General features: G+C 53.8%; 18 protein-coding genes and 1 tRNA gene. 6 read left to right on the top strand and 13 right to left on the bottom strand.

All coding sequences use genetic code 11. The features are described 5' to 3' along the window. Positions 1 to 11 precede the first annotated feature (11 nt). Positions 12 to 1001 (top strand): PorV/PorQ family protein, encoded by a 990-nt coding sequence (locus OEV49_03160; GenBank protein MDH3890058.1) that lies wholly within the window; start codon positions 12 to 14, stop codon positions 999 to 1001. Positions 1002 to 1071: 70 nt separating this feature from the next. Here OEV49_03160 and OEV49_03155 read toward each other — a convergent pair whose 3' ends face one another. From OEV49_03155 to ispD, 13 genes are all read right to left on the bottom strand, one after another. Next, the gene (locus tag OEV49_03155; GenBank protein ID MDH3890057.1) at positions 1072 to 1995 is read right to left on the bottom strand and encodes a DMT family transporter; all 924 of its coding nucleotides are present in this window, start codon (positions 1993 to 1995) and stop codon (positions 1072 to 1074) included. Between the two features lie 4 nt (positions 1996 to 1999). Next, entirely contained in the window at positions 2000 to 2779 is a 780-nt protein-coding gene (locus OEV49_03150) for an SDR family oxidoreductase (GenBank protein ID MDH3890056.1), read from the bottom strand. Between the two features lie 2 nt (positions 2780 to 2781). Next, positions 2782 to 4146 (bottom strand): dipeptidase, encoded by a 1365-nt coding sequence (locus tag OEV49_03145; protein MDH3890055.1) that lies wholly within the window; start codon positions 4144 to 4146, stop codon positions 2782 to 2784. A gap of 102 nt (positions 4147 to 4248) precedes the next feature. Further along, positions 4249 to 5031, bottom strand: a complete 783-nt coding sequence (locus OEV49_03140) for a hypothetical protein (protein ID MDH3890054.1) — start codon at positions 5029 to 5031, stop codon at positions 4249 to 4251. Next, positions 5028 to 5960, bottom strand: coding sequence for an ABC transporter ATP-binding protein (locus OEV49_03135; protein MDH3890053.1), 933 nt, complete (start codon positions 5958 to 5960; stop codon positions 5028 to 5030). Before OEV49_03135 ends, OEV49_03140 begins: the two co-directional genes overlap by 4 nt. Before the next feature lie 594 nt (positions 5961 to 6554). Next, a tRNA-Thr gene (locus OEV49_03130) sits at positions 6555 to 6627 on the bottom strand. Between the two features lie 77 nt (positions 6628 to 6704). After that, positions 6705 to 8099: a cysteine--tRNA ligase gene (gene cysS / locus OEV49_03125; GenBank protein ID MDH3890052.1), complete on the bottom strand. Its 1395-nt coding sequence runs from the start codon at positions 8097 to 8099 to the stop codon at positions 6705 to 6707. Between the two features lie 6 nt (positions 8100 to 8105). Further along, the gene (locus tag OEV49_03120; GenBank protein ID MDH3890051.1) at positions 8106 to 9182 is read right to left on the bottom strand and encodes a M42 family metallopeptidase; all 1077 of its coding nucleotides are present in this window, start codon (positions 9180 to 9182) and stop codon (positions 8106 to 8108) included. Between the two features lie 116 nt (positions 9183 to 9298). Further along, positions 9299 to 10036: an HAD family hydrolase gene (locus OEV49_03115; protein ID MDH3890050.1), complete on the bottom strand. Its 738-nt coding sequence runs from the start codon at positions 10034 to 10036 to the stop codon at positions 9299 to 9301. Position 10037: 1 nt separating this feature from the next. Next, the gene (locus tag OEV49_03110) at positions 10038 to 11060 is read right to left on the bottom strand and encodes a D-alanine--D-alanine ligase (GenBank protein MDH3890049.1); all 1023 of its coding nucleotides are present in this window, start codon (positions 11058 to 11060) and stop codon (positions 10038 to 10040) included. Then, positions 11057 to 11692, bottom strand: a complete 636-nt coding sequence (locus OEV49_03105; GenBank protein ID MDH3890048.1) for a DedA family protein — start codon at positions 11690 to 11692, stop codon at positions 11057 to 11059. The genes OEV49_03110 and OEV49_03105 overlap by 4 nt, the downstream gene beginning before the upstream one ends. Next, positions 11685 to 12173 carry a 2-C-methyl-D-erythritol 2,4-cyclodiphosphate synthase gene (ispF, locus tag OEV49_03100; GenBank protein MDH3890047.1) on the bottom strand — a complete coding sequence of 163 codons (489 nt, stop codon included), beginning with the start codon at positions 12171 to 12173 and terminating at the stop codon, positions 11685 to 11687. Before ispF ends, OEV49_03105 begins: the two co-directional genes overlap by 8 nt. Further along, a complete protein-coding gene (ispD, locus tag OEV49_03095) occupies positions 12166 to 12864 on the bottom strand; it encodes a 2-C-methyl-D-erythritol 4-phosphate cytidylyltransferase (GenBank protein MDH3890046.1) in 699 nt (232 codons plus the stop codon). Before ispD ends, ispF begins: the two co-directional genes overlap by 8 nt. Before the next feature lie 266 nt (positions 12865 to 13130). On the opposite strand from ispD, the gene OEV49_03090 reads away from it, so the two are divergent. The 5 genes from OEV49_03090 to OEV49_03070 all read left to right on the top strand — a co-directional run bounded on the left by OEV49_03090 (position 13131) and on the right by OEV49_03070 (position 19191). Beyond that, the gene (locus OEV49_03090) at positions 13131 to 14039 is read left to right on the top strand and encodes an Mrr restriction system protein (protein MDH3890045.1); all 909 of its coding nucleotides are present in this window, start codon (positions 13131 to 13133) and stop codon (positions 14037 to 14039) included. A 612-nt stretch (positions 14040 to 14651) separates the two neighbouring features. Next, the gene (locus OEV49_03085) at positions 14652 to 15557 is read left to right on the top strand and encodes a DMT family transporter (protein MDH3890044.1); all 906 of its coding nucleotides are present in this window, start codon (positions 14652 to 14654) and stop codon (positions 15555 to 15557) included. 89 nt (positions 15558 to 15646) lie between these two features. Continuing rightward, complete coding sequence (locus tag OEV49_03080; GenBank protein ID MDH3890043.1) at positions 15647 to 15961, top strand: trafficking protein particle complex II-specific subunit 120; 315 nt, start codon at positions 15647 to 15649, stop codon at positions 15959 to 15961. Positions 15962 to 16133: 172 nt separating this feature from the next. After that, on the top strand, positions 16134 to 16772 hold the full coding sequence (locus OEV49_03075; protein ID MDH3890042.1) for a hypothetical protein: 639 nt from the start codon (positions 16134 to 16136) through the stop codon (positions 16770 to 16772). A 307-nt stretch (positions 16773 to 17079) separates the two neighbouring features. Next, positions 17080 to 19191: a methyl-accepting chemotaxis protein gene (locus tag OEV49_03070; protein MDH3890041.1), complete on the top strand. Its 2112-nt coding sequence runs from the start codon at positions 17080 to 17082 to the stop codon at positions 19189 to 19191. Positions 19192 to 19300: the final 109 nt, after the last annotated feature.

The following is a 19300-nucleotide window of genomic DNA, read 5'->3' as shown; positions in this document are numbered from 1 at the left end:
GACACAAACTGATGAAAACGAAATATATTCTGCTTGTGCTGGTTATCCTCGCCGTAAGCCTCACTTCGGCTTATGCGGGAAACTCCAGGCGGATGGGAACGGCAGGAGCAGTTGAGCTTCTGATACCTATTGGCTCACGCGGCACCGCTATGGGCGGTGCGGTGGTGGCCAATGTGTCCGGACTTGAATCCGTATTCTGGAATCCGGCCGGGCTGGCATCGCTTGAGGGGACTGAGGTGATGTTTACGCATCAACCCTACCTGGCGGATGTCGACGTAAACTTTGGCGGTGTGGCCACTTTTATCGACGGATTCGGCACCATTGGTCTGTCGGCCAAAGTGGTTTCAATCGGCGACATGGAGGAAACGACCGAAGACTTCCCGAACGGTACCGGGCGGGTCTTCTCCCCCACACTGGCCGTTCTGGGCTTTTCATACGCCAAGGTTCTGACCTCCAACGTATCGCTGGGCCTTACAGGTATGTATATCCGAGAGGACATTTTTGAAGTCCAGGCATCGGGTATGGCTTTTGATATCGGGTTTATGTACGATCCACGCTGGCGTGGATTCACTCTGGGCCTGGCTATCAAGAACTACGGTCCGCAGATGTCATTCTCGGGACGTGGCTTCGATGTCGACCTGGAGGGCCGTCCCGGATCGGCTGAGTCCAAACCGTTTGAGCTTCCCAGCTCACTCAATATGGGCATGGCCTACGATTTCCTGGATGACGGACCAAACCTGGCCACGGCCTCGGCTAACTTCCGTTCAAACAACTTCTCTGATGACTACTATCAGGGTGGTGTGGAGTATGTGTACGACGGCAAGTACTCACTGCGGGCCGGATACAACTACGCCGAACAGGATGAGTGGCTGTATGGTGCTTCGGTGGGCGCAGGCGTCAAGTTTGCTTTGGGCAATACCGATTTGGCTATTGAGTATTGCTGGACTCAAACTGAAGTCTTCGATGCCAACCAATACTGGACATTGAAAGCCAACTTCTAAAAACGGCTTCGATAAAGCAGGAAAACCGGGTGCTTCGTGCATCCGGTTTTTTTTGTGTGTTGTATCAGGATCAGCCCGTCTGTTTGCTTTCGGCGATGAGAACACCTGTCAGAACGATCAGTCCACCCACCAGGAATGTTCCGGTCAACTGTTCACCCAGCCAGAGGGCCGCAATAAGGGTGGCCAGTACCGGCTGCACATTATGGAAGATGGCTATGCGCGACGCCTCCATGTATTTCAGCACCCAGTACCATAGCACATAGACCACCAACGACAAGCCCACGGCCATGTAGACAACGGCGGCCCATGCTTCGAGCGTAGCGACACTATAGTCGAAGCGAAGGGCATGATAGAGACCAAATGGAAAGTAGAGCGCCGACCCGGAAGCAAGGGCGTATGCCGTTATACGTAGCGCGCCGTATCTGCGCACCAACCGCTTGCCGATAATCGTGTAGTATGCCCAAGCCACCACCGACACCAAAATGATCAGATCACCAACCAAATACTGTCGCCTTACCTCGATATCGCCCGACAGCATGATTGTGGCAACGCCGGCCAAAGCGGCAATCACACCGATCAGTCGACGGTGGGTGTAGCGTTCACGCAGGTGGATCATGGCCAGTATGAAGATAAACATCGGTGTGGTGGCAAAAATGAAAGCGCCATGTCCGGCGGCGGTCATCGATTGCCCCAGCAGAAAGAGAGTCTGGTTGAGCGGTATTATGAGAACACCCAACAGGAAGACATGCTTGTAGTCTCGTTTGTCAATCGGCCTGTCGTGCTTCTTCAGGCGCGTCAGTAAGAGCAACAAGGAAGATGACAGCACGAATCGGTAGAAGGCAAAGGTGAACGGCTCAATAATGGCCAGGCCGTATTTGGCAATGGGATAGGCGAACGATGCCACAGCCTGCAAGATGCCAATAGCAGCAATAAGACGAACTGTGGAAGGTCTTGAAGCGCCGTTGATCCGATCACCCGCTTTCGAAATTAACAAACACCTATAACAAGCCGCGATGCAAACCGCCATCGACGGGGATACTGGCGCCCGTTATGTAGGCGGCTCTATCGCTGGCCAGAAAGGTGATCAGAGCCGCCAATTCGTCGGGTTGGCCCAGGCGACCGCTGGGTGCATTGTCGGCAAACTGCTGAAAGACGTCATGCCTGGACAAATTCTGTTCGGCGGCGATAGAATCGGCCAGGCTACTCAGCCGTTCAGTTGCTGTGTAGCCGGGGCAAACGGTGTTAAAGGTTACACCGTGCCCGGCATAGTTGTTGGAGAGAGTCTTGCACAAACCGGTCACTGCGGACCGGTAACTGTTCGACAGTATCAAATTGTCGATAGGCTGCAAAACGGCAACCGAGGTGATATAAATCACGCGGCCCCACTCATTCTTGATCATCGACGGCAAGGCGGCGCGGGTAAGGTGGGTGGCAGAACCAAGCAGCAAATCGTGGGCTTCATTCCACTGCTTAGCCGACATGTCAAGAAACTGACCCGGAGGAGGTCCGCCGGTGTTGCACACCAGTATGTCAACATCGCCGACACCAGCGACAACACGTTCGACATCGTCGGGCTTTGACATGTCCCCGATCAAGGTATGCGGTTTAACCGTAGTGGCCTCGGCAATTGTCTCCGCTGCCTTGTCAAGTCGGGCCTGATCGCGCCCGTTGATATAGACTGTGGCTCCCTCCAGGGCAAGCTGCTGTGCCGCCGCTGCGCCGAGACCGGTTGAAGCGCCGGTGACGAGCACACGTCTGTCGTTCAGGTTGAGATCCATCGTTATTTTACCGCGGCCAGGGCATCCGGCAATGCCGCCGCAGTTTTGCATCCACGTTCAAAATCGACGATCCGAAATCGTTCGTTGGGCGAATGCGTGTTATCGTCGTGTTGGGCAAAACCGATCAAGAGAGTATCCAAACCGAGCGTCTGTTTGAAATCGTTTACTATCGGAATAGACCCACCCTCCATCATGAAGACCGGCTCCTTGCCGAAGCCCTTCTTGATAGCCGCTGTCGCTCCATCGAGCCAGCGACTGTCGGTGGGGACAACCACCGCCTTGGCGCCACCCTGTTTGGAGACCGACACCTCGACCGAGCGAGGCGCGATCTTCTTCAGGTATTTTTCAATTTTATCACAAATATCATGGGGGTCTTGCCCCGGAACCAGCCGCATGGTTACTTTGCACGAGGCGAGTGAGGGGATAATCGTCTTGTGTCCTTCCCCCTGGTAGCCGCTGGTGATACCATTGATTTCGCAGGTCGGTCTCGCCCAGGTTCTCTCAAAAGGTGTGAATCCACTCTCACCGCCGAGAGCCTTGACCCCGATCGATTTCATGTGAGCAGCCTGGTTAAAGGGGAGCTTTTTGAACTGGGCTTTCATCCACTTGTTCGGCGGTTTGACTCCGGTGTAGAACCCGGGAATGCTGACCCGACCATTTTTGTCGTGCAACTGCGCCACCATATTACACAGCACGGTCGCCGGATTGGCAACTGCGCCGCCGAATGATCCGGAATGCAGATCGCGATTGGGTCCCTTCACAAACACTTCCACCGCCGCAATGCCGCGCAGTCCAAATGTCACTGCCGGTAGTGTCTTGGAAAACTGAGCGGTGTCGGAGACGACCACGATATCCGCTCTGAGCATCTTCTTGTGTTTCTTCAAGAAGGCCGGTAGATGTGAGGGATGGGTTTCCTCTTCGCCTTCGATGACCATCTTGACATTCACCGGCAGCGTACCGGTCGCTTTCAGTACTGCTTCGACTCCTTTGATCTGAGCGAAGGTCTGCCCTTTGTCATCGACCGCACCGCGGGCATAGATATATCCCGCGCGAATCTCCGGTTTGAATGGGGACGACTTCCACAGGTTGAGCGGTTCCACCGGTTGCACGTCGTAGTGACCATAGTAGAGCACGGTCGGGAGTTTCTTGTCGACAATATACTCGGCATAGACAATGGAGTGTCCGGCGGTGGGATAGACTCTGGCCTTGAATCCGATGCCGCTCAGGTGCTTCTTCAACCAGTCGGCACAGGCCACCAGTTCTTTTTTGTATTCGGACCGGGCCGAAACCGAAGCAAAGCGCAACCAGGCAAACAGGTCGTCCATGCGCTTCTTCTCTGTTTTTTTCAAATAATCAAATGGTGTCATTTTTTACTCCTTTAGGACTCCTCAACACACTTCGGGGAATATAGGCAGAACCGACCGACCTGTAAAGCGCGGCGATAACGATTTCCCCTTGCAAATTGTAATCTAATAGTCTTTGCGGTTGAACATAAACACAGTGACGTACATCAGCACCAGGGCAAAGGCTACCGATGTGTAAAACGGCATCCAGTCCACGGGATTGCCGCCGGCCAGGCGCAGAGTTGCCTCGGAAATCTCAATGGTCTTGGGAACTACGTAGTAGAAGACATCGACCAGCTTCCCCCAGAACGGGGAGTCGATGAGCTCACTAAAAGCATCATGCCAGGACAGTATCTGTTGCAGTATCCACATCAGAAACACCGCCAGAATACTCATCGGCGCCGAAGAACTCCAAACACCAGCGAAAGTGGTTACGACCAGCCAGATGAAGAAGGCTAGAAGATTCGAAAGCACGATGTAACCAAGGCCGGTATCGACAGCGCCAAAGGCCCACGCCCCCACCGAGCCGACCAGGATCATGATCAGGACCATCAAGCCGCCGTACACCATCCATACCGCGGCCATCTTGGTTAGAAGGTGTTGTCGTCTCGACAGAGGTTTCGATAGGTAAAAGTCAACTCGCCCCTTGGATAACATGTTTGGAATCAGTCCGGCCGTCACCAGGACCGACAAAAAGACCATGTAGTACATGAACTTATTGTAGAGCCAGAGGCGCGGTGACCACAGCTCGTTCATGGCCTGCATATTCAGACCCTCGGTCTGAAACTGCATTTCGACTGAGCGTGTTACCAGAATGGCCAACAGCCCCAGCAAGGCGACACCTGAGTAGACCCAGACCATTTTACGGTCAACCATCTCTGAAACAGTATCAGCCAGAATGCCTCTCATGGCTGGTTCTCCTGGTCGCTGGTGATTGTCTCCAGAAATGACTGCTCGAGGCTGACCTTGACCGGTGTGACCGCGGAGATGGGAATCTTTTTCATCCTCAGCATGTCGATGATGTGGTTTATGTATTCTTTTTTAGTCAACTCGACAGTCATGCTGCGAGCCGTTACGACGACAACTTTACCGATCTCCTCAGGAATCTCGATCAACCGACTGCCCATGTCGGCCTCAATGTCATACTGACTCTTGCGGCTGGTCAGTTCTTCGACTGTCCCCACCCTGACCAGACGTCCGCGCGACAATATGGCCACTCGGTCGGCGACCGACTCAACTTCCGAAAGCAGGTGGCTGTTCAGCACGATTGACTTGCCGCCGGCACGAATCCTTTCGAGCACTTTGCGCAGTTCTATTTTTCCCAGGGGATCGACGCCATCGGTAGGTTCATCCAACAGCAGCACCTCCGGGTCGGAAATCATAGCCTGGGCCAGCCCGATGCGTTGCCCCATACCTTTGGAGTAGTTTCTGATTTTGGTGTCGGCCCATTTGGTCATGCCGACCAGTTCCAGAAGCTCATCGGCGCGATGCTTGAACTCCAACGGCGGTATGCCATACATCCGGGCTGTGAATTCAAGCAGACCCATCCCGGTCAGGTGAAACGGAAAACGATGGTTTTCAGGCAGGTATCCGATCTGACTGCGCGACCGTGCCTCGACAGAGGGGCGACCGAAAATCTTGGCACCACCTGAAGTGGCTGCCGTAAGGCTCAACAAAACCCGGAATAGTGTTGTCTTGCCTGCGCCGTTGGGACCCAGCAGACCGAAAATCTCCCCCATGCCGATATTCAGGGTGAGGTTGTCGATGGCCACAATATCCCCTTTGCGCATGCCGGTGCGATATATTTTGGTCAGATCCTGTACTTCGATGACGGCCATTTATAAAATCATCCGCTGTTTCATACCATCAATACGCCTGTCAATCTAAGAGGTTGCTGTCTGGAAAGCAAGTCTGTGATTCCGGTAGTTGGCGCCCCTCATTCTTACCGCCCCGACCGCCGCCGGCGGAGTAGGGCGGCAATCTCATGCCTCGACTCCGCTCGGCATGACACGTGTGCAATGAATTGAGATTGCCACGGCACGCCAGGCGTGCCTCGCAACGACGTAGACCAAAGTTTATCGACAAGCCCATCGGACGGGGTGGCCACGACGTTAAGTCTTCACAACCCCACCCTGAGCGGACAGACTGTGTCGCAATCGTTTGCTCCATCGGTTCCTGCGTTTGCCGAAGGCGAGCGTGTGAACCGGTGGTTCTTGAGGTTGCTCTCTCACAACACGATGCCGAGAATCGCAGGGTCACAATCCCGACTGCGTCGAGATCAGGACCCTGCGAAACCCTATTGTGACACAGCCTGGGAGTCGAAGGGTGAGTCCGTCCGTGACTGACCTGAGGTTATGTGTCGGATCACAATTACGGCTTTGGCGTGCTTAAGACCCAACACAACGTAATCAGGTTGTATAAAAGTGAGATTTAGCCAGCGACCGGGATCGAACCGATGACCTGCTGATTACAAATCAGCTGCTCTACCAACTGAGCTACGCTGGCTGACCTTGGCGTGGATCAAGAAAATGATTTGTGGCCGGTTGTCAAGTATACACTATGGCCGGAACGGAAGACCAGCTTTACACTTTACGCTTATAACGGACCCCCTGCGGCGTATCCTCAAGGACAATCCCCTGGGCCAGCAAGTCGTCGCGAATCTTGTCGGCCATCGCGAAGTCTTTGCTCTGGCGCGCCTCTTGACGTTTTTGGATCAATATTTCGATCTCGCCATCAACCGCTTCGGCTGTTTGAGTGAAGTTCAACACGGTATCAAATCGTCGAATCGTCTTAAGCGCCTGGTCACGTTCGGCCACGGTCAACTTGTCTTCGGCCTTCAACCGGTTGACATCGCGAATAAAGTCAAAGACAGCCCCAAGCGCTCCTGAGATGTTCAGATCGTCATCCAGAGAGTCCTCGAAAGCAGTGGTGGCCTTGGCAATAAACTCAGCCGCTTTACCGCCCGAATCACTACCGGGGTAGTCGGTGAGATTATTGACAAAATCGTTGTAACGTTCCAGCGCTTTGGTCGCGGCATCCAATCCGTCGAAGGTAAAGTTGAGTTGCTGGCGGTAATGCGTGGCCAGTAGCAGGTAGCGTACCGCCACCGGCGTGTAGCCCTTGTCCAGCACATCGCGCAAGGTGTAGTAATTGCCGAGCGACTTTGACATCTTGCGCCCATCAACAATCAGATATTCACAGTGCATCCAGTAATCGACAAACTTCTCCCCGGTCGCTCCTTCTGTCTGAGCGATTTCGTTTTCATGGTGCGGGAACATGTTGTCAACACCGCCGGTGTGAATGTCGAAGTGGTTTCCGAGATACTTGGTCGACATGGCCGAACATTCGATATGCCAACCGGGCCGACCCTTGCCAAGTTCCGTCTCCCAGAAAACGTCGCCATCGGCCTCATCCCACGCTTTCCACAGCGCAAAGTCGGAAACCGAGTCTTTCTCGTATTCGTCCGCCGCTACCCGCGCCCCGGCCTTCAACCCTTTCATGTCCAGATTGGCCAACTTACCGTAGGCTGGGAACGCGGATATCTTAAAGTAGTGGTTGCCGTCGATTTCATAGGCCAAGCCGTTTTCGGTGAGCATCTTTATGATAGTTACCATCTCGGGAATATGATCGGTCGCGGCCGGATAGTGCTCTGCGCGCTCGATGCCCAGAGTGTCCAGGTCCTCGAAGAACGCCTTGATATAGCGATCGGTGTACTCTTTTAGCGTGATCCCTTCCGCTTGCGAATCGCGGATGGTTTTGTCATCGATATCGGTCAGGTTCATCACCTGGGTGACGTCGTAACCCTTGTACTTCAGATAACGCCTCAGCAAATCCTCAAACATGTACGCTCGGAAGTTACCGATATGGGCAAAGTCATAGACAGTCGGTCCACATGTGTACATGCGCACCTTGCCCTCTTCTATCGGTGTGAATTCTTCTTTAGTGCGCGTAAAACTGTTTTTGAACCTGAGGGCCATCTTCGGTTATCCTTCCGTGAACGACTGCACTGTCTTCTTGTCGAGTTTCTTGATCACTTCGGCGATTAGCTTCACCGTATTATCATAATCGGTCCGGTTCATGATTCCATTATGGGCATGAATATACCTGACCGGTGCACCCATATAAATGGTAGGCACACCCAAACGGGACAGATGCACCGGACCGCCGTCACCGGCGCCGCGTTCCATCACGGTGAGATGGAAGGGGATTTTCTTATCTTCGGCCGTCTTGACCACCAGGTCTCTCAGACCGAGGTTGGGAATCATGCGAGCATCATACATCAATACCGATGGTCCACCGCCCAGTTTTTCTCGCTTGGAAAAGGGTTCCGGCGGCAGGTCCTGGGCCACGCCGACATCGACACAGAAACAAACGTCGGGATCGATCAAATGGGCCAACGTCTGGGCGCCGCGCAGACCGACTTCCTCCTGCACCGTGCCCCCGGCAAAAATGGTGTTGGGATGTTTGGCACGTTGAAACTTGCGCACGACATCAAGGGCAACAGCGCAACCCATCCGGTTATCGAATGCTTTGCTGAGATACTGTTTGCGATTACCCATGACAGTAAACTCGCTGTCCGGTACTATCGGATCGCCTTCTTTGATGCCCAGTTTGGTGCGAACATTGAAACCCTGCTGAACGCCGACGTCGAGGATCATATCGGAGACCTTCATGACTTTGGCCCGCTCATCAGCCTCCAGAAGATGCGGCGGCTTGGAACCTACCACGCCGACCACCGGGCCTTTGGCCGTAATTACACGCATGCGCTGGCCCAAGGCGACATGCGGCCACCAGCCACCCAGAGGGAGGAATTTGATGTAGCCGGCCTTGGTGATTTCCTTGACCATAAAACCGATCTCATCCATGTGGCCGATCACCATAATGCGGGGGTCATCTGAGTTGCCCCGCTTGCGACCGACCACGGAGCCGGTCTTATCGCGAAGAATTTCGTCGACATTGCCTTCCAGTTCACGAGTCATGATCTTGCGGATCTCGTGCTCATACCCGGGGACACCGTTGGCTTCGGTGAGTTCTTTCAGAAGTTCTTCAGTGCGATCCATATCAAATCCTTGTAGTGTGTTGGCTGCGTCTCAGATTATCTGGACGGAATTGACAATTATACACGGACTCTACGGGTATGTCCATCGAAAAGTTTGTGGTGATGGTGCCGGGCAGGTCAATAATCGAAATGGTGCTCCAGGTCCGTGAGCGCCAAAACCTGCCGGGTCTCACCGAAAGGGTCATCCGGATAGTCGCGTCCTTCCTGAAACCTCAGGATAGCCGGCATCCCGATTTGGTTGGGACCGGAGATATCTTCAAGGTATCGATCTCCTATATAAACACACTCGCTCGGCGAGAAGCCGGCCAGATTGGCCGCCTTGTAGAAAATATCCGGGTGCGGTTTTCTAAGTCCAAAGGTCGAACTGAACAGCTTGAATGTCAGAAGCGAATCCAGCCCGAAACGCTTAAGCTCCTCCAGATGGATACGTTCCGGAAAGACAGTGTTGGAGACCAAGCCGACAACGCCATACCGGGCCATGATCCTGGTAAGTATCTCACAGGTGTCCTCGTACACATAGAGATACTGTCTGACCGGTTCGTAGTATGCATCGAATAACCTGTCCGCCGAGCCTTCATCGCCGTCTAAACCAAGCGATTCCAGGAGTTTCCCGATAACTTGCGGTACCGTCCATTCGACCAGCGTCTCGGCTGCAACGGCGCGGTGTTCTTGTCTGATCTGCCGGTATGCTGCGTAGAACGCTTCATCGTCGGGAACGTTCTGATTGGTGCGAAGAATGACCCTCCTGACAGCCGCCATGCAATCGACACTGACCTCCTCCCAGGTAGTTGATGGATAGTCGATCAGTGTTGAGCCAAGATCGAAAATGACAGCTTTGGGCGTGAGCTTATTCATTCTATCGATTTCTGTTGCCTAAAGCTGAGTCGAGGGCCATCTGCATCAATTGTGGAAAGTCAATTCCGTCGGCTTTGGCTGCCATCGGCACTAGCGACAGGTCGGTCATCCCGGGAACGCTGTTGAGTTCCAGACAGTAGAAGATACCGTCTCCTGAGAGCATGAAGTCCACACGCGCCAGCCCGGCGCATCCGATGACGCCAAAGAGTCTAGCCGCCGCCGCCTGCACACCCTCCGCTATAGATTGAGGTATCTCGGCCGGGCAGATATACTTCGATCCACCCTCGGTGTACTTGGCTTCATAGTCGTAAAGACCGCTCTTGGGGATTATCTCCACAACCGGGAAGGTGCGACCGTCCAGAAGCGCAACAGTGATCTCGCGCCCGTCGATATACTGCTCGACCAGAATGTCGGGAGACTCGGCCAGGGCCAGCTTCAACGCATCCTGTATCTCGTCGGGATGCTCCACTTTGGTAAGTCCAACAGTGGACCCGCTGTCGTTCGGTTTAACTATGATCGGCAGGTTGAATCGTTCGACTATCCCAGCGGCGAGACCATCCGGGACCCTGCCCTCCGGCATACGAAACTGCTCCCACTTCGGAGTTGGGATACTCTCGTTTTCGCAGAGCCGTTTTGTGATTGCTTTGTCCATAGACACGGCGCAAGCGGCCATGTTCGATCCGGTGAACTTTATCGAAGCCAGTTCCAGCAGGTTCTGTATGGAACCGTTCTCCCCCGTCCCACCGTGCAACGCGATGAAGGCAACGTCGACATCCCGCACGTCTTTGTGGTCCAGGCGCTGGGGAAACGATAGCGAGGTGGCTTCAGTGGCAGGAGCCATGTCGGATTTGCTGTCGTATCCCAGAAAGGACCCATCGGCTGCAAGCAGAGATTGACCCGAGGCCGGATCGACAGCCACCACCGAGTGACCAAGTTGCGCCAGGGCGTCGTGGACAGCCTTGCCGGACGTGAGCGATACTTTGCGTTCGCTGGAATTACCACCGGCTAACAACAGCACCTTCATGCGGGTTTCTCTTCCTTCCGTCTTGCGCGTACCTTGCGAATGACCCAAAAAACAATCAGCGCCGCCAACAGTGACAAGACTATCTGATTGTAGGTGCGAATATAATACTCTATCGTTTCCAGGTTCTCAACAAGTTTGAAGGCGGCAATGAACAACAGGGCGCAAAATATCAGATAAGATATCGTGGAGAAGACAACCATCCGACCAGCCGGATAGCGACTGATGCCGGCGGCCACAGCCAGTACGGCGCGCATTCCCACCATGAAACGTGACACTACCAGAACCAAAGCGCCCCATCGTTGAAACCGCGTGTCCATACGATCTATATCGGCCACTGAAAAGTATTTGAAATTCTTGCGGATGAAGTATCCCCGACCATACCGTCGGCCCAGACCGTACATGACCATCACCGAACCCATCCCTCCCAATATGATGACGAGCAGACTGATTACCATGTCCAGCCGACCGAGCGCCACCAATCCACCGGCGGCGACTATAAACGAATCGCCGGGAAACGGTGAGAACAGGTTCTCGGTGAAGCAGGCGACAAAAATCGCCAGGTAAACCCAGAAGGTTCCGTAGGTGAAGACCTGATCGAGAAACTCGTTGATCTGTAAGGGACTGTCAGTCATCGGATGCTATCAAACAGACGGCTTCGGCGACCATACCTTCCTCGCGCCCCACGAAACCGAGTTCCTCGGTGGTAGTTGCTTTGATATTGACACGTGACATTTCTATCGACAAAGTCTTTGCTATCCGCTGGCGCATGGTTGGCACATGGGGCGCCATCCTGGGTCGTTCGGCCATGATAGTCGCATCGATATTGACGATGGTCTTGTATCCTGCCGCGCGCACCAATCGTCCCACCTGCTGCAAAAGATCGAGCGAGACGACATCTTTATATGCTCTGTCCGATGGCGGGAAATGCTGACCGATGTCACCCAGACCGGCCGCGCCGAGAAGGGCGTCCATAATCGCATGCAACAACACATCGGCGTCGCTGTGGCCGTCCAAACCCATGTGGTGCTCTATCTCAACGCCACCGATGACCAACCGTCGTCCTGCTGTCAGCCGATGCACGTCGTAACCGTGTCCAACTCTCCATTCAGCCATCGCCGCGCTCCCGGATTATCATCCTGATGAGTTCAAGATCATCGTGGGTGGTCACTTTGAAATTAGGCGCGGAGGGAGCGACTACTTTCACCTTGAATCCGGACGCCTCGCACAGGGCGGCATCATCGGTGTAGCTTTCTGCGTTTCCTTCTGCAATTGCCTTTTCGCAGGCCGCCTTGAACAAATCGTATTGAAACACCTGCGGTGTTTGGGCCAGATACAATAACGAACGGTCCAGCGTGGCCAGTATAAATCCATCCTGGACACGTTTCACCGTATCGGGAACAGGAGCGGCCAACATGGCCGCCCTTTCCTGCTGCGCGGTTTGGACCACTCGGTCGATATCGGACGGCAGCACCAAAGGTCGGGCGCCATCATGGATTGCAACAAAACCGGTTGATAACGACAAGGACTTGACTCCGTTCCAGACCGATTCGAACCGGGTGGAGCCGCCCACCACGATTTTGAGAACCTTACCGAAATCGTAGGGGTCGACTACCCGCTCGCTGGTGTACAACAAATGCTCTTCGGATACGACCACGACGATCTGATCGATGCTGGAAGCGGTCTCGAACCGACTGACCGTTTCGGCCAACATGGGACGTCCGGACAGCTCCCGGAATTGCTTGGGGACGGTGCCGGCCATCCGGGTCGAGCTTCCGGCGGCGACGATGACAGCGCAGGTTTTCATAAGTTGGCAATATACGTCGTCGGTGAGCGGTTAGGCAACTGTTGAAACGGGGTGGTGCGTTGATATTGTCATTGCTTGGCTTTTCTGTCACCTGCGCGCCGGCGGGGGTCCATCTCGGCCCGCTTCCCGTAGGTTTACCCGTCGGCAAAACTCGCAAACCCACCGCGACAATAGGCTTCCGGAGCAACACTTTATGTTGCTCTCTCAGAGTTGAGGGCCTACATTAGAGCAATATGTGAAATGGCAACTTCAGAAGGGAGAAGGATATGGCAAAGAGCGTAGCTGACTTGCCGAAGTCGAAGGCACTTGGCGCTCGCCTGATTCATGCAGCATTGAGCGTCTTGTGCGAAAACGATAGAGAACTTAAGAGCAGGCAAGTGCTAGCTGAGGTAGAGAATCAGATGGACCTTGACGACTGGGCCAAGGAGCGCTATCAGAAGTCTGGATACATAAGATGGCAATCTATTCTTCACTTCTACAGTATTGGTTGCGTTAAAGCAGGTTTCATTGTGAAGAAAAAGGGCGTTTGGTATCTGACAGATGAAGGATACATTGCTGCCCAGTTGAGTGAGTTTGCTCTATATACTACCGTAAAGGAAGGATATAGCAAGTGGAAGGCCGAGCGGGATCAGTCCGGTACAGCCGACGATTCCGACGAAGAAGAAAGCGGAGACTCCATTGATCCAGCTATAACTGTGGATCGAGTTCAGCACCTTGCAGCCGACGGTATTAAGGAGTTCATAGCCGCAAAGAACGCTTATGAGTTCCAGGACCTTGTCGCAGCTCTTCTGAGAGGAATGGGCTACTACACCCCGTTCGTTGCACCCCGAGGCAAAGACGGCGGTGTGGATATATTGGCATACAGGGATCCATTCGGAATTGAGTCGCCAAGAATAAAAGTGCAGGTCAAGCATCGACAGGATTCCGCTTCAGTCCAGGAAATCAGACAACTAATGGGTATTCTACAGAAGGATGGGGATGTTGGAATATTCGTTTCAACTGGCGGTTACACTTCGGATGCTAAGTCGACCGCCACGGGGTCCCATATTCACGTGCAGTTGATCGATTTAGACGGCTTCATAAACCTATGGACAGATTTCTATCCAAAGCTGACCGATGAAGACAAGAGCCTGTTGCCGCTTACATCTGTGTATCTGGTCGCTCCCACGGACTGACAGACAGCAGGGTCACACCTTCACCTGCTGTGAAGCCAGGACCCTGCTGAACGTTCTAAGCATTGATCCGGACCATACAGCCCTCAGCCCCCAGTAGGTTGGAACCCCCTTGTGGGTTCCGACTTCGCAGTCTCAAGAGCAGTCTCAAGAGTCGGAACCGCTAAGAGGGTTCCGACCTACGGGACTGTCCCGCACCCCCAAACCGAGTTTGAGGGTGCCATCCGGCCCTCGATTCCGCTCGGGGTGACATGGTAGGGCAGGACCCTGTGATCCTGCTAATCCCGGCGGCATCGAAGGACTGTCCGACCTACTAAAATGAAGATGGATGCCGGATCAAGTCGGGTATGACATGTCGTTGCCATGGGGCGTCAAACTGTCAATTTTATCTGGACATTTTTCGAAAATCAGGTATATAATAAGTACACAGGAAAGGAGGTGGTCGGATGAATTATGACAAATGTGAGGTGACTGATACTTAGTCGCCCTAACCGCGCTGGTTGGAGCGCTAAGTAAATACCAACAGTTTACCGACCTGGCGGTTTCTACCAAGCCGCCAGGTTTTTTGTGCCATAGAATATTGACAAGTCAATGATTGCGACCACATTATAAAGCATGACCTTCCGCAAAATAGTCCTCCCGTTTATCACTTCCTTCCTGTTTGCCGGGAGTTTCGTGGCCGGCAAGTATACCAATATCGACCTGGGACCGCTGACTACGACACTTTTGCGGTATCTGATCGCCCTGCTCTTTCTGGCCTGCCTGTTGTTCAAATACGGCCGGGACTCGCTCAAAGTCCGCCGGAAAGACCTGTGGCAGATGTTTCTGCTGGGCGCTTTCGGAGTGGTTGGCTACCACTATTTCTTCTTCTCCAGCCTGCTTTACACCGATGCGGCCAACTCAGCGATAATCAACGCCACCAATCCGATCTACACCGGCACGCTGGCCGCTTTGTTTCTCGGAGAACGACTATCCCTGCGCAATTATCTGGGTGTTCTGGTCGCTATGGCCGGTGTTCTGTTTCTTTTGGTGCGAGGCGACTTGAGCGTGCTCACCAGGTTCGATTTCAATCGAGGAGAAATCCTGATGTTGCTCGGGGTGTTCTGCTGGGTGATCTATTCACTGATGATCAAAGGGCTATCGAAAACCTACTCGGGCTTTACTCTAACCTGGTACGCAGCAGTCTTCGGCGTCGTTCAGTTGTTGGTACTGGTCTTCTTGGAGCAGCCGGTCCAGCAGGTGCAACAGTTGTCGACCGCCTCGGTTTTGTCGCTGTTATATATGGGTATCCTCGCCTCCGGCGTGGGGTATTATCTGTTTGTGCTGTCGATCCAGGAAATAGGCCCCACCAGAACAGCCGGCTCGGTTTACAGCACGGTACCGGTCTTTGTCGCCGGGTTGGCCCTTATGTTCTTCGGTGAGCAGATCACCTGGATCATGGGAGCGAGCAGCCTGGCCATCATTGTCGGCCTGCGCTTTGCCCTGGTTGACAGGCCGATCAACTCCGGTCCTCGGCCCTGACCAATCGAACTCCTGAGTACAACCTGCTCCGATTAACGCTGTTCCTGCCGATAACTGTAAGGACACATGCGAATGAAGGGAATAGCGCGATGGCCATAATCAAGGGTTCACAACTCAAATCGGATCAGCCGACCGACGGCACGCCCGAGCAATCGATTTATGTTTCTAACTCCAAGATCGACAAAGAGGGCGAGGCCTGGACACGGCAAGCAGTCTGGCTGAGGCAGGAACACTTAAACAAACTCAAAGTGATTGCACATTTTCAAAACAAAACTATCGAGCAATTGCTTGACGGCGCGCTGGGTGACTTTGTCAACCGGATATGGGATAATACAATGGCCCGTGAGAAGTTGGTTGGAGACGGCACCGGTAAAGTCAAAACGCCCAATGAGCCCGGCCAATAAACCCAGCAGACCGAGCGGGTGGCGTCACAATCCGGACTATTGTGCCACTCTTGAACAGACAGCCTCGACCAGATCAATTCCCCCTGGATAAAAGCCGATAAAACCACTGTAGCTGCGGTGCGCCAAGACGCACCAGTAAGTGCAACCAGCAACTCCTGACCGGAGGTCCTTGATGTTGAAATCTGTGTTCGCCGTTATTGTATGCCTGGTCGTCCTCAGTCCACCAGCCGATCAATGTCGGGCCGAGGTTAACCTCGGAATATCAATCGATGAGGAAGGCGTTAAGGGATTCTACCTGGCCATCGGAGAGCATTTCGAAGTCGAGGCGCGCCGTGTCACCGCAGTCAAGAAAGCAGAGATCCCCGACGAAGAAATGCCGGTCGTCTTCTTTCTGGCCAAAAGATGCTACGTATCACCGAGTATCATAATCCGACACCGCCAGGCTGGTCTGAGTTGGATGGATATCTGTCTCAAGTATGGCCTCACTGCCGAGATATTCTGGGTCGATCTCAAGCAGACCCCCGGCCCCCCCTATGGCAAGGCGTGGGGACATTTCAAGAAGAAAAAGAAGAACAAGTGGGGCTCGATTCGCTTTACCGATATCGAGATCGTGAACTTCGTTAACCTGAAGTTCGTCAGTGAGCACTATGGTCACTCACCGGATGAAGTTGTCAAGATGCGGGGTAAGGGAACCAGCTTTGTGAAGATCCACGGCAACGTCAAGAAGGCCAAGTCCAAAAAGAAGGACCACGCCGGTCCGCCGCCGCCCAAGAAAGCCGGTAAACTCAAAGGCAAGCCGAAAAAGCGGTAAACGCTCGTTATCATCGAATTATCTACAACCGTCGGGCCGAAAGGCCGGGCGGTTTTTTTTATGCGATCTTGTTCAAAAACAGGACTAAAGCCGGGCCTGATCACACCGATCTGCACCTACAGGGCAGGTAATCGGCCGGGGCTCCCGCAGAACATGGAGTATGTCGACCAATTAAGAGCCTGATTGGTCGTGGTTATCCGACGCCCAACTCAAAAGGTGGTTAGTACGGTGATTGGCCGCCCGTTGAAGCGGCGGCAGTCTATTGAACAATAAGTTGTACCAACGTTACCAAACGGAAGGGGTCCCCATGAACGTTCTTGGAAACATGCGAATCAGGAGCAAACTGGGATTAATGCTGCTCTTGCCTCTGCTCGCACTTCTTTACATGTCGGTCAGCGAGCTGTCGTCGAGGTGGTCACTGAGCACGGAGATGGACAACCTGCGCTCGATGTCCGGTGTGGCGGTCAGCGCCAGCGCTTTGGTTCATGAACTTCAGAAAGAGCGCGGAGCGACAGCCGGTTTCATCGGCAGCAAAGGCAGCAAGTTCGGCAAGGAGCTCAACAGTCAGCGACGGGATACCGATTCAAAGCTGGCTGCATGGGAAAAAACATTGGCCGGTTTTGAGTCTGATCTGCTGCCACCTGGGGCGAGAAGCAAGCTGACCTCAGCGGTAAACGACCTTGCGAAACTCACCAATATCCGAAACCAGACGGACCAACAGAGTATTGCCGCCAAAGACGCCATTGGTTTCTACACCCGCACCAACGGTGAGTTCATTGACATGATCGGCGGCATGGTGGCCAAAACGTCCGATGCCGATTTCTCTCGGCAGCTTTCGGCTTATGCCAATTATCTGCTCGGCAAAGAACGAGCCGGGATCGAGCGGGCAGTCATGTCTAATACCTTTGCGGTGGGTCAATTCGACGAAGGTGTCTTTGCCAGATTCGTAAAACTGATCGCCCAACAGGACAGCTACATGCGTGTGTTCAATGCTCTGGCGATCAAAGAGCATCAGAACTTCTACAGTACCACCATGCGCGGCAAGAGTGTCGATGAGGTTGCACGGATGCGTCAGATCGCCATTGACAAGTCTGCCGATGGCGATTTCGGCGTCGATGCTACGTATTGGTTTCAGACAATTACGGCCAAGATCAACCAGTTGAAACAAGTCGAGGATTTCCTGGCCGCTGAACTCGATGCGCAGGCGGAAACACTGAGCAATAGTTCAAGCAGGACCTTTTGGCTGACTGCAACTATGGTTGGCTGTGTCCTGTTGGTCACCATTTTACTTGGCATTACCGTCGCAAGATCAATCTACGTACCTCTCAACAAAGTTGTGAAACTGACGGAAAAGATGAACAATGAATTCGCCGGATTTGAAACCGTTGTTGAAGCAATTGCTGCAAACGACCTGACCCAGCAACTGAATCAGACAGAAATGGAACAAATCGGCATAAACACAAAAGATGAGGTGGGTGAACTCGTGGCGTCGGTGGAAGCTACATTAGGGGCGAAGGATCGCATGGGCAGTTCGCTGACCAAAATGTTGGAGAATCTCAACAGCATGGTTTTGCAATTGACCGACAATGCCCGCGAATTGGGCAGCGCCGCCACCGAGATCGCATCAACGTCAGAAGAAATGTCGCGCGGTTCAACCGACCAGGCCCAGCAAGTAGCGCAGGTTTCTACCGCTATCGAACAAATGAGCGCCACTATTGTCGAGTCATCCAGAAACGCCGGTGAGGCCACCGAGGCTTCTCGCGGCGCCTCCGATACCGCCACCAGCGGAGGGCAATTGGTTAACGAGACGATTCAGGGAATGCAAAAGATTTCCGATGTCGTTCGTGAATCGTCCGAGTCGATCGGCAGACTGGCCAAGTCGGCAGATCAGATCGGCGAGATCGTCGGTGTTATTGATGACATCGCCGACCAGACCAACCTGCTGGCGCTGAATGCAGCAATCGAAGCAGCCCGCGCCGGCGAACAGGGCCGCGGTTTTGCCGTGGTGGCCGACGAAGTTCGCAAACTGGCCGAACGAACCGGCAAGGCAACCGGCGAGATCACCGACATGATCAAGGGTATCCAAACCGAAACTGAAGAGGCGGTTCAGTCGATGGAGACCGGTGTAACGGAAGTCGACAAGGGGCGTGAACTGGCCGACAACGCCGGCAACAGTCTGACTGAGATCGTCAACATGTCACAGCGTGTGATGGACATGATTCAGCAGATAGCCACCGCGACCGACGAACAGTCCACCGCCGCCGAGGAGATATCCAAGAACGTGGAAAACGTTGCATCGGTGACCAAAGAGACGGCTACCGGCGCCGAGCAGGCGGCCGCAGCTGCCGAACAGATGAATAAGAACGCCGAGGGTCTCCAACAGATCGTGGCGCAGTTCAAAGTGACGAGCGCGTCTTAAGATCGATATTTCGCTGTCCGCATCGCCGGGTGTAGACACCATGGCGAATAATGCTTGGTGGATCATTACGTCTTCGCTATATTACAGCGACCGCCAGAACGCAGAAGGA

It is taken from the genome of Candidatus Zixiibacteriota bacterium (assembly GCA_029860345.1).
Classification (GTDB): domain Bacteria; phylum Zixibacteria; class MSB-5A5; order GN15; family FEB-12; genus JAJRTA01.
This window is presented reverse-complemented; position numbering and strand designations above follow the sequence as displayed.